This window comes from Streptomyces sp. NBC_00237 (assembly GCF_026342435.1).
Classification (GTDB): Bacteria; Actinomycetota; Actinomycetes; order Streptomycetales; family Streptomycetaceae; genus Streptomyces.
The window spans coordinates 85462-99796 of record NZ_JAPEMT010000005.1; the positions used below are offsets into that span (position 1 = coordinate 85462).

General features: G+C 71.0%; 11 protein-coding genes. 7 read left to right on the plus strand and 4 right to left on the minus strand.

The window, feature by feature from the left end:
* Positions 1–77: 77 nt before the first annotated feature.
* Positions 78–236 (minus strand): hypothetical protein, encoded by a 159-nt coding sequence (locus OG897_RS36260; protein WP_266663907.1) that lies wholly within the window; start codon positions 234–236, stop codon positions 78–80.
* A 143-nt stretch (positions 237–379) separates the two neighbouring features.
* On the opposite strand from OG897_RS36260, the gene OG897_RS36265 reads away from it, so the two are divergent.
* Positions 380–1228 (plus strand): spermidine synthase, encoded by an 849-nt coding sequence (locus tag OG897_RS36265; RefSeq protein ID WP_266663909.1) that lies wholly within the window; start codon positions 380–382, stop codon positions 1226–1228.
* Between the two features lie 163 nt (positions 1229–1391).
* Here OG897_RS36265 and OG897_RS36270 read toward each other — a convergent pair whose 3' ends face one another.
* The gene (locus OG897_RS36270; RefSeq protein WP_323188153.1) at positions 1392–2426 is read right to left on the minus strand and encodes a hypothetical protein; all 1035 of its coding nucleotides are present in this window, start codon (positions 2424–2426) and stop codon (positions 1392–1394) included.
* 266 nt (positions 2427–2692) lie between these two features.
* Between OG897_RS36270 and OG897_RS36275 the strand changes: the two genes are divergently transcribed.
* Entirely contained in the window at positions 2693–3145 is a 453-nt protein-coding gene (locus tag OG897_RS36275; protein ID WP_266663913.1) for a DUF4442 domain-containing protein, read from the plus strand.
* A 351-nt stretch (positions 3146–3496) separates the two neighbouring features.
* Positions 3497–4159: a DedA family protein gene (locus OG897_RS36280; protein WP_266663915.1), complete on the plus strand. Its 663-nt coding sequence runs from the start codon at positions 3497–3499 to the stop codon at positions 4157–4159.
* A gap of 555 nt (positions 4160–4714) precedes the next feature.
* Here the strand turns inward: OG897_RS36280 and OG897_RS36285 are convergent.
* A complete protein-coding gene (locus OG897_RS36285; RefSeq protein WP_266663917.1) occupies positions 4715–5776 on the minus strand; it encodes a Gfo/Idh/MocA family protein in 1062 nt (353 codons plus the stop codon).
* Between the two features lie 141 nt (positions 5777–5917).
* Positions 5918–7027 carry a LacI family DNA-binding transcriptional regulator gene (locus tag OG897_RS36290; RefSeq protein WP_266663919.1) on the minus strand — a complete coding sequence of 370 codons (1110 nt, stop codon included), beginning with the start codon at positions 7025–7027 and terminating at the stop codon, positions 5918–5920.
* A gap of 279 nt (positions 7028–7306) precedes the next feature.
* Between OG897_RS36290 and OG897_RS36295 the strand changes: the two genes are divergently transcribed.
* The 4 genes from OG897_RS36295 (at position 7307) to OG897_RS36310 (ending at position 14312) form a co-directional block, all read left to right on the plus strand.
* Positions 7307–8620, plus strand: a complete 1314-nt coding sequence (locus tag OG897_RS36295) for an ABC transporter substrate-binding protein (protein ID WP_266663921.1) — start codon at positions 7307–7309, stop codon at positions 8618–8620.
* The gene (locus tag OG897_RS36300) at positions 8620–9672 is read left to right on the plus strand and encodes a carbohydrate ABC transporter permease (RefSeq protein ID WP_266663923.1); all 1053 of its coding nucleotides are present in this window, start codon (positions 8620–8622) and stop codon (positions 9670–9672) included. The genes OG897_RS36295 and OG897_RS36300 overlap by 1 nt, the downstream gene beginning before the upstream one ends.
* A 3-nt stretch (positions 9673–9675) precedes the next feature.
* Complete coding sequence (locus OG897_RS36305) at positions 9676–10560, plus strand: carbohydrate ABC transporter permease (protein WP_266663925.1); 885 nt, start codon at positions 9676–9678, stop codon at positions 10558–10560.
* Between the two features lie 86 nt (positions 10561–10646).
* Entirely contained in the window at positions 10647–14312 is a 3666-nt protein-coding gene (locus tag OG897_RS36310; protein WP_266663927.1) for a heparinase II/III family protein, read from the plus strand.
* Positions 14313–14335 lie beyond the last annotated feature (23 nt).

Below are 14335 nucleotides of genomic sequence, written 5' to 3' on the forward strand. Positions count from 1 at the left end.
GAAGCGAAGCGTGAGTGGACCCCCTGGGCCTGCCGACCCTCCCCGTACGGGGTCCGCCGGACGCGCTCCGGGAAGGGTCAGCTTCGGGCGCCGTCGAAGGGCGCTGCGGCAGCAGTGACGACTGCTGCGGGGTTTTCGGGAAGTGCGGCGATGGCCGCGGAAGTGGGTGCGGCGACGGCAGCCTTCGGCGGGTCCGCGACTGCGGACCGCGCTGCGAGGAAGGCGTACCGGAACATGACGCAGATCATTGCCGATCCGCCCGCGCGGGGCGAACGGTTTTCCCGGACAGGGACGCCGTCGACGGTACGGAGCTGCGTACCGGACTCGACGGGTCCGCACGGTCGGTACGGACCCGTCGAGTCCGGGGGAGAATGTGCGGGTGAATGTTTCCGTACCGGTCGTCCGGGACGTCGACGGCGGTACCGCCAAGCTGATGCCCGACGTCGACCGTCCGCGTGCCTGGCTGCTCACCGTCGACGGTGCTCCGCAGTCGTACGTCGATCTGGACGAGCCCACCTACCTGGAGTTCGAGTACGCGCGGCGGCTCGCGTACGTCGTCGACAGTGTCGGGGAGGAGGGGGCGGCCCTGGACGTCGTGCATCTGGGTGGCGGCGGGCTGTCGTTGCCGAGGTACGTCGCCGCCACCCGGCCCGGGTCGCGGCAGGACGTCGTCGAGGCCGACCGGGGGCTGCTCGCACTCGTGGCCGAACACTTGCCGTTGCCGGACGAGGGCGCGGGGATCTCCGTGCACGGGCAGGACGGGCGGTGGTGGCTGGAGGGGGCGGCGGACGCCTCCGCCGACGTGCTGATCGCGGACGTGTTCGGCGGGTCCAGGGTCCCGGCGGCCTTCACCTCGGTCGGGTACGCGAGGGAGGCGGCCCGGGTGCTGCGGGCGGGCGGGGTGTACGTGGCCAATCTGGCGGACGGTGCGCCTTTTGGCTTCCTGAAGTCGCAACTCGCCACGTTCCGGGGGGAGTTCGCGGAACTCGCGCTGATCGCGGAGCCCGGGGTGCTGCGGGGGCGCCGGTTCGGGAACGCGGTGCTCGTCGCTTCGCAGGAGCCGCTCGACACCGCGGTGCTGGCCCGGCGCACTGCGTCCGACGCCTTTCCGGCGAGGGTCGAGTACGGGGACGCACTGGTGCGTTTCGTCGGGCGGGCGGCGGCGGTGCCGGACGCCGAGGCGGTGGCCTCGCCCGAGCCGCCGGACGGGGCCTTCAGCGTGGGGTGAGGGGCCTCGGAGAGTCGGAGCGTCGGAGCGCGAACGGGCGCCCGCCCCACTGTCGTGTGAGGGCGGACACCCGTCGTACGGCCCGCGCGTACGGCCCACGCGTACGGCCCACGTGTACGGCCCGCGCGTGCGGCCCCCGCCCGTCAGCGGGGCGGGCGGATCGTCACTGCGCCAGGCGGAGCGTGCTCAGGATCTTCATGACCGTCGCGTCCGGGACCTCTTCCTTGACGCCCTTGGCGCTGTGGAACACCCAGGTCTTGAAGTCGCCCTGCGCGTTCTTGAAGCCGAAGGCGAGCGACTTGCCGTCCGTCGCGCACTTGTTGGCCTTCTTCACGCCGACTGCGGTGCCGATCGAGATGCTGCCCTCGATGCCGGAGGCCGTCTTGAACGGCGTGCCCTTCGTGATGTTGATCTTGCCGGTGCGCTTCTGGTCGTAGCCGCCGAAGACCCAGTTGCCCGCCTGGCCCCTGGCGACGTCGGCGGTGTCCTTCGAGCCCTTGACGCCGCCGGTGGTGCCCACGTGGGAGAGGGCGGTCTTGTCCTGGTCGCCGTCGCCGTCCTCGTCGGTCACGCACCACTGCTCCTTGAGCGTGGCGGGCGCGGACATGATGGCGATCGGCGCTCCCGACGGGTCCTTGGCGTCCTCGAAGCCGATGAGCACGCTCGACTTCTGGACGTCCCACTCCGGCGGCACGTCGAAGACGGTCCCGTGCTTGGGGTTGAGGACGACCTTCCAGCCGGGAACGGTCGCCGTGGGAGCGGCGCCGCCACGCGGGTTGTCCGTGCCGCCCGCGCCCGGCGCGGGTGCGCTCGGGTCGGTGGTGGCGGGCGCGGAGTCCCCGCCCGCCGGGGGAGCCGTCCGGGTCGCCTTCGGGGCGGCGACCTGCTTGGGCTCCTCGCCCTTGTCGTCCTTGAGGACGAAGATGCCGGTGACGGCGAGGGCGGCGACGACCACCGTGCCCGCGATCGCCGCGGTGATGATCGTCTTCTTACGGTCGCCCGCCGGGCCGTCCGGGCCGCCGGGCCCGGCAGGTCCCGCCTGCATCGGCACCGTGTACGGCTCCTGGTAGCCGCCCGGCGGGGGCGTCGGAGCCGACGGGTGCGCCGGGTATCCGTAGCCCGGAGCGGGCTGCTGGTAGCCCGGCTGCTGGTAGCCGCCGGGCGGCGGCGTCGGCGGCTGCCCCGGCGGAGGGGTCATGGGCGGCCCGCCGGCCGGCGGCTGGCCGGGCGGAGGCGTCGTCGGGTACCCCGGCTGCTGGTACGGGTTCTGATTCTGGTCCTGCGGGTTTTGCTCGCCCCCGGGCGGCTGCTGTCCTGGCCACATGGCCAGTAACCATAGAGGGGTGGTGGCACAGGGGCCACAGTCGCCCCTGGAGGGACGGTGAAGGGTTCGGCCCCGGGGCAGGGGAACCGGGGGCGGGAGGGGATGGCCAAGCATGCCTACCCGTGGGTAACATCACGGCCATGAGCGTAGATCAGAAGTCCGTCGGCGAGATGCTCGCCGCCACAGTGCCGATGGCCCGCACGCTGGGTCTGGAATTCCTGGAGACCACCGCCGAGCGTGCCGTCGTCCGCCTGCCGGACCAGGCCGACTACCACAACCACGTCGGTGGACCGCACGCCGGAGCGATGTTCACGCTCGCCGAGTCCGCGAGCGGCGCGATCGTGATCGCGGCGTTCGGCGACCAGCTGACGCGCGCGGTGCCGCTGGCCGTCAAGGCGGAGATCGGCTACAAGAAGCTGGCGATGGGCGTGGTCACCGCGACCGCCACGCTCGGCCGTCCGATCGCCGACGTCGTCGCGGAGCTGGACGCGGGCGAGCGCCCCGAGTTCCCGGTCGAGATCGCGATCACCCGGGAGGACGGTGCGGTGACCGGCGAGATGACCGTTGTGTGGACGCTGCGTCCCAACAAGTAGGTCCACCAGCCTCAACAGGGAGACCTGTAACGGCTTTTCGGCAGGGCGGCGGTCCACCTCGGCGGAGGTGGACCGCCGCCCTTTCGTATGAGGGGGCGTCACCCCGCCCGCAGGGGCGGGCGGCGCGCCATGGGGGTCGCGATGGGGGCTCCTTCGCCCGAAGCGGTGCTCCCCGGGAAGGTCACAACCAACCGCCAGGGCGACCTCTGGGACGCAGCCGCCACGGCCCGAACAGGGGGGTAGGCTGCCCGGCGTGCGCCTTCGGGGCGCGGGCCGGGCAGTTTGCTTGAGCGCCAGAAATCCCCAGTGATCTACGTACGACGAGATCCATGTACGACGGAGGAACCGGCTTTGCACGTCCAGGAATGGCTGGAGACCGTGCCTGCGGTCAGCATCTACATCCTGGTGGGGGTGGTCATCGGTGTGGAGAGCCTCGGCATTCCGCTGCCCGGTGAGATCGTCCTCGTCAGTTCGGCCCTGCTCGCCTCCCAGCACGGGGAGATCGACCCGTACATCCTGGGCGCGTGTGCCTCGGCGGGCGCGATCATCGGAGACTCGATCGGTTACGCGATCGGGCGCAGGGGAGGCAGGCCACTGCTCGCCTGGATGGGCGGGAAGTTCCCGAAGCACTTCGGGGAGGCGCAGATCGCGATGGCGGAGCGGTCGTTCCAGAAGTGGGGCATGTGGGCGGTCTTCTTCGGCCGCTTCGTGGCGCTGCTGCGGATCTTCGCGGGGCCGCTCGCGGGGGTGCTGCGCATGCCGTACTGGAAGTTCCTGATCGCCAACGTGCTGGGCGGCATCGTCTGGGCGGGCGGCACGACCGCCGTCATCTACTCCGTGGGTGTCGTCGCGGAGGCGTGGCTGAAGCGCTTCTCGTGGCTGGGGCTGCTGCTGGCGGTGGTCTTCGGGATCGGGTCGATGCTGGTGCTGAAGAACCGGGCGAAGAAGGCGGCGGCGAAGATGGAGGCGGAGAAGGCGGAGTCTGAGCGGGTGGAGGTTTCGGTGGCGTCGTGAGGGTGGGGGCTTTGTCGCTGGGAGGGGCTGCGGAGCGTGCCCTTCAGGGGCGCGGGGCTGTGTCACTGTGCGGCTCCGCCGCGCGGACGCGCCCCGTTAGGGGCGCGGGGAACTGCGCGACCAGCCACCCACCGAGCCGCGCGGCCGAGCGCTTGAGGCGAAGGGGCGGGACTGGGGCAGCGCCGCAGGCACCCGGGTGCGGCGCACTCATCGGCTGAGGCCGGGCGGACGGCACCAGGGTGGGGCGCACCCATAGGCGGAGGTAACGGCGGGCGGCTCCGGGGTGGGCCCGGAGCGAAGGGTGCCGCCCCCTTGCCCGCCCGTTCCGCCCCCGGGGGCGGCCCCGCCGCCCAAGGAGGCGAGGGAGGCGGAGGGCGGAGCCCAAGGGGGCCTAGGCAACGACCCCGCCGCTCAAGGAGGCTAGGCGGAGGCGCCAAAGGCGGCGGGGCGTGCGGCCCCGCCGCCCATGGGGACTGGGTGGCTGGCCGTCGCCCAAGGGGGATGGGTGGCTGGCGTGCCGCCCAACCCAAGGGGGCTGGGGGAGGGTCCCCGGATTCAGGCGGTGGCAGGCGTGCCCGAGGCGCTGGGGAAGGGGTCCTGCTGCTCCGCGGACCGCGACACGGGCTGTGGCTTGCCGAGCGCCGCCGAGGCATAAGCCGCGAGCACCGTGGCGACCACGTCGCGCCCGGTGCGGGCCCCCACCGCCGGAGCGCGCTCGCCCCGCACCGCAGCGGTGAAGTCGCGCAGCTGGTCGCGGAAGGCGATCGCCACGTCCGCGGTGATGTCGGCAGGAGCACGCAGCTCCACAGCATCTCCCGAACCCGCCGCCAGCCACAGCCCCTTGGCCTTCGAGGCGCGCAACGTGCCCTTCTCACCCGTGATTTCGAACTCGTCGAGGTCGGAGAGCGCACCCGCCGTCACCGAGACCGTCGCCCGTATGCCGCCCTCCAGCTCCAGGTGCAGCAGCCCCTCCGTCTCCACCGGCACATCGCGGCGCACGATCCGCGCGTCGACCCGCAGCGGGCGGGCGCCGGTGATCCAGGTGACCCGGTCCACGCAGTGCGCCCCGATGTTCATCACCGCGCCGCCGCCCGCGAGTTCCGGATCGAAGAACCACGCGGGCCGGTGGCCGGGCCGGTAGTCGGTGGCCCGGCGGTCGACGACCGAGACGGGAGCACCGATCAGCCCGCCGCGCACCGCCTGCTGAGCGGCGGTGGTGAGCGGCAGATAGTGCTGGATGTGACCAAGGAAGAGCGCAACGTCCGCCTCCCCAAAGGCATCTGACACCACGTCACAATCGCTGAGCGTGGTCGCCATCGGCTTCTCCAGCAGTACGGGAATCCCGGCGCGCGCCGCGGCGAGCGCGGGCTCCACGTGCAGGGCGTGCGGGGTGCACACCACCAGCGCGTCCACCAGGCCCTCGTCCAGCATCTGCGCGTAACCGGTGGTGACCTTGGCGCCCGTGAGGTCCGCGAGGGAGCGGGCGCGGTCCTCGGCGATGTCGTGGACCGCGGCCACCCGCGCCTCGTCGGGCAGTGCGAGCGCGGCCTCCGCGTGCAGCCGGGCAGCGCCTCCCGCGCCGACGAGTCCGAGCCGTACGGCACCTGTGGGGGGCACTGCTGGGGGCATGACTACCTCGCTGGTCCGGGGGGCTGAGCCACCACCCTCGCGAATTCAACCCCTGAATACAACCCATTAGAAGGAATGAATCGCACGCACGAACCCCTGACCTCCCCCGTCCAGCCGCCCGCCAACCCCTCAGCCCACCGGCCCCGTCGAGTCCCGTACCACCAGCCGGGGCACCACCAACTGCTGCACCACCGGTGCCGTCGGGTCCTCGATCCGGCGCAGCAGCGTACGCGCCGCGAGCCGTCCGACCTCGGCCTTCGCGGGCGAGACCGCCGTCAGCGGCACTTCCGACAGCTCCGCCACCTCGTCGTCGTACCCGACCAGCGAGAGGTCCCCCGGCACCGAGAGTCCGCGCCGTCTCGCCGCCGAGACGAGCAGCGCCGCCTCCCGGTCCGCGAAGCAGACCGCCGCCGTCGCACCCGCCGCGAGGAGCTCGTCCAGGAAGACGTCCGCATCCGGGGCGTCCCACCGGCCCCGGCCCGCGTGCGGCGCGTCCGCCAGGTCGAGCCCCGAGTCCACCAGCGCCTCACGGAACCCGGTGGCGACGGCGTCGGCGTGGTACGGGCTGTCCCGCTGGAGGTAGCCGATGCGGGTGTGGCCGAGCGAGACCAGGTGGCGCACCGCCACGTACGCCCCGGCGGAATGATTCGAGCAGACGAATTCATGGTGGTCGGCGGCGGTCGCGAAACGCCGCTCCACCATCACCACCGGCACCCCGAGGGACTCGATCGCGTCGTGTTGGCGCATCGGGTCGGCGCCCGGCTCCAGCTCCGGCACGAGCAGCAGCCCGGTCGCCCCGGCGGCCAGCATGCCGTCGATGGCGGACCGCTCCTGACCTGCGTCGTAACCCGTACTGCGGATCATCATCTGGGCGCCGCCACGGGTCAGCTCGGCCTCGATCGCGGCGATGACCCGGGGGTAGTAGTACGTCATCGAGGGCACGCAGATGCCCACCACGGGGCCCGGCCCGGACGCGGTGCCCGGGGTGCCCGCGCGTTCGGCGGTGTCTTCGGCGATGTACGTGCCCGAGCCCTGCCGCCGGTAGACCAGGCCGTCCGCGACCAGCAGGTCAACCGCCCGGCGCACCGTGTTCAGGCTGACGCCCTGCTCCTTGGCGAGCTGCTGCTCGGTGGGCAGGCGGCCGTCGGGCCAGCGCAACTCGGCCACGCCTCGGCGCAGTTCTTCGGCGAGGCGGCGGAACTTCTCCCCACGTGCGGCGGGGCGTTCAGGGGCGGTCATCGGATCTCCCGACGGACGAGGGAGGTCTCCCGATGGACAAGGGAGGTCTCCCGACGAGAAACCGACGACTGACGGACGGACATAAGGGCTCCAAGGGGGGCGTCCAGGGCGTTCACTGCACCTTCAAGGGTATGTATCGAGCCGGTAACGGAAAATTCATTCGTACGAATGCCTTGACCTTAGTGCAGCGACGGCAACAGAATCCGGGCATTCCTTCCTTCCCCAGCTCGTCCTCCTTCGGCGCCCGAGAACGTGCGCCCGAGAACGGTGGTGTCCCACATGAGACTTCGTACCACGACCACGAGCACGGCACTCGTCGCCGTAGCCGCCCTGACCCTGGCCCTCTCCGCCTGCGGCGGTGCGAGCAGCACCGGCGGCGACGCGGAGACCAAGGAGTTCACCTACTGGTCGATGTACAAGGAGGACGAGCCGCGCGCCCAGGTCATCAAGGACGCGGTCGCCGCCTTCACCCAGGAGACCGGCATCAAGGTCGAGCTGATCTTCCAGGGCCGTGAGGTCCTCAACAAGCTCCAGCCGACGCTGGTCGGCGGCAACGTCGCCGCCGACCTGGTCGACCAGAGCCAGTTCAAGATCCGCGACACCCTCGCCGCCACCGGCAACGCCCGCGACCTGTCCGCCGTGTACGACGCGAAGGTCACCGGCGAGACGAAGACCGTCGGCGAGACCGTTCCCCGGGCGTACCAGGACCTGGTCAAGGACAAGGAAGGACACACCTATCTGATCCCCACCAACGTGCAGACCTGGCAGGTCTTCTTCAACAAGAAGCAGCTCCCGGACGTCGCGGCCCACCCGCCGAAGACCTTCGACGAGTTCATCGCCCTCCTTGACCAGCGCAAGGCTGCCGGAAGGGCCCCGCTCGCCCTCGACGGCGACATCCTCGCCTACGTCGACCAGTGGGTCTCGACCCTGATGATCCGCGAACTGGGCGCGGGTAACTGGAAGACGGTCCTGGAGGACAAGACGGGTGCGGGCTTCGACAAGCCCGAGGTCCTCAAGGCCGCGCAGAACGCCGAGAGGATCGGCAGGGGGAAGTACTTCGTCGACGGCTGGGACGCGAGCAAGTTTCCCGCGATCCAGCAGAAGTGGGCGCAGAACAAGGCCGACCTCCTCTACATGGGCACCTGGGGCCCGTCCGAGACCGGCGAGATCGCGGGCAAGGACTTCGAGTACGGCTCCTTCCCGTTCCCGAAGACGGCCGCCGGTCACGACTCGGAGCAGGCCAGCCTCTACGGCTACGGCATTCCGAAGAAGGCCAGGAACGGCGTCGCCGCGGAGAAGTTCATCCAGTTCTTCCTCGGCAAGAAGTGGATGGACCGCCTCGCCACCGAGGAGAAGTCCATCACCGTCCGCCAGGACGTCACCTCGGTCAAGGACCTCCAGGGCCCGCAGAAGGCGCTGAAGGACGCGGGCGCGATCCACGTCAGCCAGGACGGCGCGGAAGGCATGTCCGACTGGGAGACCAAGATCGCCCAGCCGCTCAGCAAGAAGATCATCTCGGGACGGATCAGCGCCGCCGACTACGTCGCCGAGCTGAAGAAGAGCACCGTCAACTGGTGGAAGGCCAACGGCTGATGAGCACCGCCTCCGCCGAGGTCCAGGATCCCCAGGCGTCCGCCGCACCGCCCCGGGCCCTGCCCGACCCGGCCGCCGCGCCCCCCGGCGCCGTCGTCGACGTACCGCCGAAGGGGGAAGACGTACCGCCGAAGAGGGAAAGGGAGAAGAAGGACGACACGGCCAGCCCGCTCGAACGAGGCCGCCGACGCCTCTTCGTCCCCTTCGTCGGCCCGGCGTTCTTCCTCTACGCGGTGGCCGTCGTCGCCCCGACGGTCTTCACGCTCGTTCTCTCCTTCGCCAAGTGGGCCGGGTCAGGACCCGTCGAGTGGGTGGGCTTCGACAACTACCGGCGCCTCTGGTACGACGACGTCTTCGCCTCGTCCTTCGGCAACACCCTGCTGATCCTCTTCGGCGTCGGCTTCGGCACCTTCCTGCTCAGCTTCTTCTTCACCACGGTGCTGCGCGAGATGGCGGGCCGGAAGTTCGTCCGCGCGGTGATCTTCTTCCCGAACGCGGTGTCCGCCCTCGCGATCTCCATCCTCTGGGGCTTCCTCTTCCAGGCGGACGGCCTGATCAACAAGGTGATGGGCGCGCTCGGCCTGGACGCCCCGCCCCGCTGGCTCGCCGACGACAACCTCTTCTACGTCATCTGCGTCGGCCTGGTCTGGATCAACACCGGCTTCTACACGACCATCCTGATGGCCGCCGTGGACCGCATCCCGATCACCCTCTACGAGGCCGCCGACCTCGAAGGCGCCAACGCCTGGCAGAAGTTCCGCCACGTCACCCTGCCGATGATGTGGGACGCCGTCGCGGTGAGCGCCACCCTCTGGGTGATCAGCGCCATCAAGATCTTCGAGTTCATCTACGTCTTCGCGGGCGCCGCCGGATCCACCCCGACCACCAAGTCCTGGACGCTGTCCCTGTACGCCTACGCCGAGGCGTTCCAGCCGACCGGCGTGGCCAGGTTCGGCGCGTCCGCCGCGGCCACGGTCGTGACGCTCGTCCTGATCGTCCTGCTCATCGTGCTGACCCGCCGCCTCACGCGTCGAGAGTCCCTGGAGTTCTGACCCATGGCCAACCCCGCACTGCCCCGCCCCGTGCTCACCCCGGCCCCCCGGCGGAAGTTCCAGCGGCCACGCCTCCAGCACGTCGTCCATACCGTCGTCTGGGCCATGGTCGCCTTCGACCTCCTCGTCCTCGTCTGGATGGCGCTGTCGTCCTTCAAGACCGCCCGGGAGATCTTCGCGACGCCGTTCGGGCTGCCCGAGAACTGGCAGCTGGAGAACTGGGCCCGCGCCTGGGAGGTCGGCGACTTCGGCCCGGCCATCCTCCGTACGCTCCTCGTCGTGGCCGCCACCGCGATCGGCACGGTCGCCGTCGCGGCCCCCGCCGCCTACGCGCTCAGCCGGTTCGGGGCGCGCTCCGCGAACGGGCTGACCTCCTTCATGGCGATGGGCCTCGGCATCCCGATCCAGGCGATCATGCTGCCGCTGTTCGTGGCGATGTCGCAGATCGGCCTGGTCAACAGCCTCGGCGGACTCATCCTCGTCTACGTCGCGACGTCCGTCCCCTTCGCCGTCTTCTTCCTCACCGCCTTCTTCCGCAGCCTCTCGGCCGAGCTGGAAGAGGCCGCCGCCCTGGACGGGGCCACCCCCTGGCGGACGTTCTGGCAGATCATGCTGCCGCTGGCCCGCTCCGGCATCGTCACCCTCGTCATCCTCAACGTGATCGGCCACTGGAGCGAGGGCATGCTCGCGATGATCTTCCTCCAGGACCCGCAGCAGCAGACCCTCTCGCTCGCCCTCCTCGGCTTCATGTCCCGCGTGCAGTTCAGCGGCGCGGACTGGGGCGGCCTGTTCGCCGCGATCGGCCTGGTCGTGCTGCCCCTGCTGCTTGTCTACCTCTGGCTGGGCCGCCGGATCATCGAGGGCATGACGCTGGGCTCCGGCAAGTAACACCCCTCCACGACACGGCAGTCGGCACCACCGCAGCTGGCTCCACGGCACGTCCCCCCATCCCCTTCTCGTCAAAGGAGACGAGTGTGCCCGCTCGCAGAACGGTCGCCGCGTCCATCACCCTGGCGGCGCTGACCACCGGCCTCACGGCCGTCGCCCCCGCCGCGTCCGCCGAGGACCCCCTCGTCGTCAACGGCGGCTTCGAGTCCTTCACCTCGGGCGCCCCCGAGGGGTGGGGCGTCTGGAAGCCCGCCGGTGACGGCCAGGTGCTCTCCTCCGACGACGCCACCGAAGGAGCGCGCTCCGTCGAACTGCGCACCGACAGCCCCGACGACCGCGTCGCCGTCACCCAGAGGGCGAAGCTGCCCAGCGCCGACGGCGGCTGGATCAAGGTCTCCGCACAGGTCCGCGCCCAGGGCCTGTCGGGCGGCCGGGCGAGCGTCCGCGTCCAGTTCAAGACGGCGAGCGGCACCGGCGCCGGTTCCCTCCGGTACGTGGGCGCCGCCACCGGCACCAGCACCTGGAGCCGCGTTGAGGTGTACGTCGAAGTCCCTGCCGGAGCAGCCCAGTTGAGCGTGGAGCCGATGGCCGACGGCGCGGTCGGCAGTTACTTCCTGGACGACCTGCGGATCGACTGGGCCGGAGACCTCGCCCCGGTCGGCGGCTGGACCCGCGTCCCGCTCTCCGGCACCCCCGGCCTCGCCCTCGACGAGCAGACCCGGCACGCGGGCAGGCCCACGCTGCGCATCGACGCGAAGGCCGGACAGCAGGGCCGCTTCCGCCGGGACTTCCCCGTGACCACCCGCCGGGTCTACCGCTCCGAGGTGTGGGCCAAGCTCGCCGGTGTCACGTGCAAGCAGAGCGTCTTCGAGGTCGCGTACACCCCGCTGTCCGGCGGCAGGCCGGTCATCGGCCCGGACCGGAAGGAGATCCGGTACGCGTACAGGGCCCTCGACCAGGAGCGAGCCGACTTCCACCTCCTCTCCCACAACGTGCCGATCCCCGACGGCGCCGACTCCCTGCGCGTCGAGCTGACGTACGCGGGCCCCGGCACGGTGTGGGCCGACAGTGCGTACGCGCCCGAGCTCCGGCCCGACCGGGTCGGCGGGAAGTACCCCAGCAGCCGTGTCCAGCACCCCCTGAACAACCCGCAGAACATGATGGGCCTGGCCGACTGGAACGGCATCGCCGCCGAGTCCGCCGACGCCAAGCGCGAGAAGCTCGGCGCACTCGCCACCGCCGACGAGGCCATGTACCTCGCGGAAGCGCGGAAGTCCGCCGCCTCCCGTACGGGACTCGATCAACACCCGGAGTTCGAAGCCCAGTTGAGGCGCTTCGCCGAACTCGGCGGCACCGAGGACAAGCGCCGCGCCGTTCTCGGCCTGACCGCCTTCGCCGAGGGCTACGACCAGGTCCCGTACGTGCACGCCTCCTGGTCGAAGAACACCATCCCCTTCAACGCCGTCCGCGCGTACGACCTCGTCCACGACGCCCCCGACTGGACGCCCGAGAGCCGGGCCGCCGTCGAGAAGTGGCTGCGCGACACCGTCGTCACCTTTGTGAACCTCGCCGACCACCGGACCGTGGGCCAGCACAACATCGAGGTGTACGGCTTCCGTTACGCGTTCGGCGTCGCCTCCGTACTCGGCGACCCTGACCTGATCCGGCACGTACTGCCCATGGCGGACCGGATGTTCAGCGGCGAGCAGTTCTTCGCCGACGGCAACTGGGAGGAGGGCTCCGTCTCCTACCACGACCAGGTCGCCGTCTTCGGCCGGGGCGCCTTCCAGCTCCTCGCCGACAACTTCAGCGACCCGGCGGGCTACGCGGACACGACGTACGGGCTGAAGCTCGCCCGCACCGACCTGATCCCGAAGCGCTATCCGGTCTTCGCCAAGACCGACCGCCCCGGCGAGGAACTGCGCTACCCGGACGGCGCGCCGATCACCCTCAACGACACCCACTTCCTGCCCGCCGACCAGGCGGTCGCCGACGACCCGATCAGACCGGAGTACCTCCGCAACGTCGAGCAATACCACTACGGCTACTTCGGCCTCACCGCCGGGAACACCAAGGACGCCACGCACGCGGGCCTGATGCTCCCGCAGTACAGCGAGGGCCTGCCCTACAAGGCAGGACACGGCCACGGCAGCCACCTCTCGCTGAACCTCTGGGGCTCCGGCATGGAGGTGCTGCCCGACCAGGGCTACCCGGTCAAGCCGGACAACAACCGGTATTGGCACATGGACACCCCCGCCCACAACACCCCCTGGATCTGGTCCCGTTCGGCCACGCCGCAGGAGTGCGCCGACGCACTGCCCACCCGGGCCGCCCTCCTCGCGTACGACGACGGGGCGCGCTCGGGCAAGCAGGTCCAGCTCGTCGAGGCGAGCGAGCCGGGTCCCGCGTCCGACAAGGCCGAGGTCAAGCGGCGGCTGCTCGCCGTGATCCAGGTGCCCGGCGGCCGCCCGTACACCGTGGAGCTCTCCCGGCTCAAGGGCGGCGACGCGCACCAGTGGTTCCTGCGGGCGTCCGAGGACGAGGACAACACCCTCGACACGGCCCTCCCGCTCAAGGACGGCGGCGCGACGGTCAAGGACTACTACGCGGCCTCCGGCCACGACGAGGGCCTCGCCGAGGACCGCGACCTGATGAAGGCCCCGAAGGTCGGCGACGGAGCGAAGGATCTCTCCTTCACCTGGACCGGCGACCGCACCGGCACCGGAGTGCGCGCCTTCGTCAACGGCACCGAGGGCGACGAGGTGATCTTCTCCAAGACCCCCACCCTGCGCCGCACCGCCAACGAGATCCCCCGGAAGAACGACTTCCCCAACTGGCACTTCCAGCGCCGCTCCCTGGTCACCCCGGACGCCACCACGACCTACGGAGCCGTCTACGACACCTGGCGCGAGGGCCAGCAGCCGCAGCTGACGTCCTCGGCCTTCGAGACCGGCTACCAGGGCGACGCGATGACCACGGTCGTCCGCACCGAGACCGACCGCCACCGCGACACCGTGTACGTCAGCGACGACGTCACGGTCCGCGACGTCGACGGCATGAAGCTCGCCGGACGCTTCGTCCTGGTCCGCACCGACAAGCGCACCGGAGCCGTCGTCTCCTCGTACGTCTACGGAAACGGCCAGGTCAAGGCGGGCGCGTACGTCGTCGTCCAGAACGACGCGGAAGCCACCCTCCCCGTCACGGGTACGTCCAGCGCCTACGACGGCACCCCCGCCGCCCCGGCCACGGACGCCCCCAACGAGCTGCGGACCGGCGGTGCCACCCCCGCCCCCGCCTGGGCCAAGGGCCTGTGGGCCACCACCCGGCTCGGCGACGGGCGGGGCTACGGACTGCGCGTCGACGGTGTGCGTCCCGGGGCGCTCACGGTGCACGACTGGGTGCCGTTCCAGGTGAAGGACGGTGCGGCCGAGACCACCTTCGAGAACCGGGGCGAACGCGTCGAGGGCCCGGTCACGGCGACCGTACGCCGTCCCGACCACAGGGCCCTCGGCCCGGACACCCTCACGGCGTCCGTCCGCGACGCCGTGGCCGACCGGCGTATCACCGGACGCCTCACCGAACGCGGCCTCCTCGACCGGCTCGCGGGCCTGCGCCGGGACTGGAACAGACCGCTGCTGCGCAACACCCGCATCGCGGCACTCGTCGTGCAGGTGCGGCTGGCCTCCGGGGCGACCATCGACAAGAAGTACGCGGACCACCTGCTCGCGGCACTCACGTCGGCCACTGCGTAGGAGGCCCCGCCCCGCCGTGTCCG

What these genes read in the sequence shown, in the direction of transcription:
- OG897_RS36260 (WP_266663907.1), bottom strand. Translation starts at nt 236, where the DNA reads ATGTTCCGGTACGCCTTCCTCGCAGCGCGGTCCGCAGTCGCGGACCCG.
- OG897_RS36270 (WP_323188153.1), bottom strand. Translation starts at nt 2,426, where the DNA reads ATGACCCCTCCGCCGGGGCAGCCGCCGACGCCGCCGCCCGGCGGCTAC.
- OG897_RS36275 (WP_266663913.1), top strand. Translation starts at nt 2,693, where the DNA reads ATGAGCGTAGATCAGAAGTCCGTCGGCGAGATGCTCGCCGCCACAGTG.
- OG897_RS36290 (WP_266663919.1), bottom strand. Translation starts at nt 7,027, where the DNA reads ATGACCGCCCCTGAACGCCCCGCCGCACGTGGGGAGAAGTTCCGCCGC.
- OG897_RS36295 (WP_266663921.1), top strand. Translation starts at nt 7,307, where the DNA reads ATGAGACTTCGTACCACGACCACGAGCACGGCACTCGTCGCCGTAGCC.
- OG897_RS36300 (WP_266663923.1), top strand. Translation starts at nt 8,620, where the DNA reads ATGAGCACCGCCTCCGCCGAGGTCCAGGATCCCCAGGCGTCCGCCGCA.
- OG897_RS36305 (WP_266663925.1), top strand. Translation starts at nt 9,676, where the DNA reads ATGGCCAACCCCGCACTGCCCCGCCCCGTGCTCACCCCGGCCCCCCGG.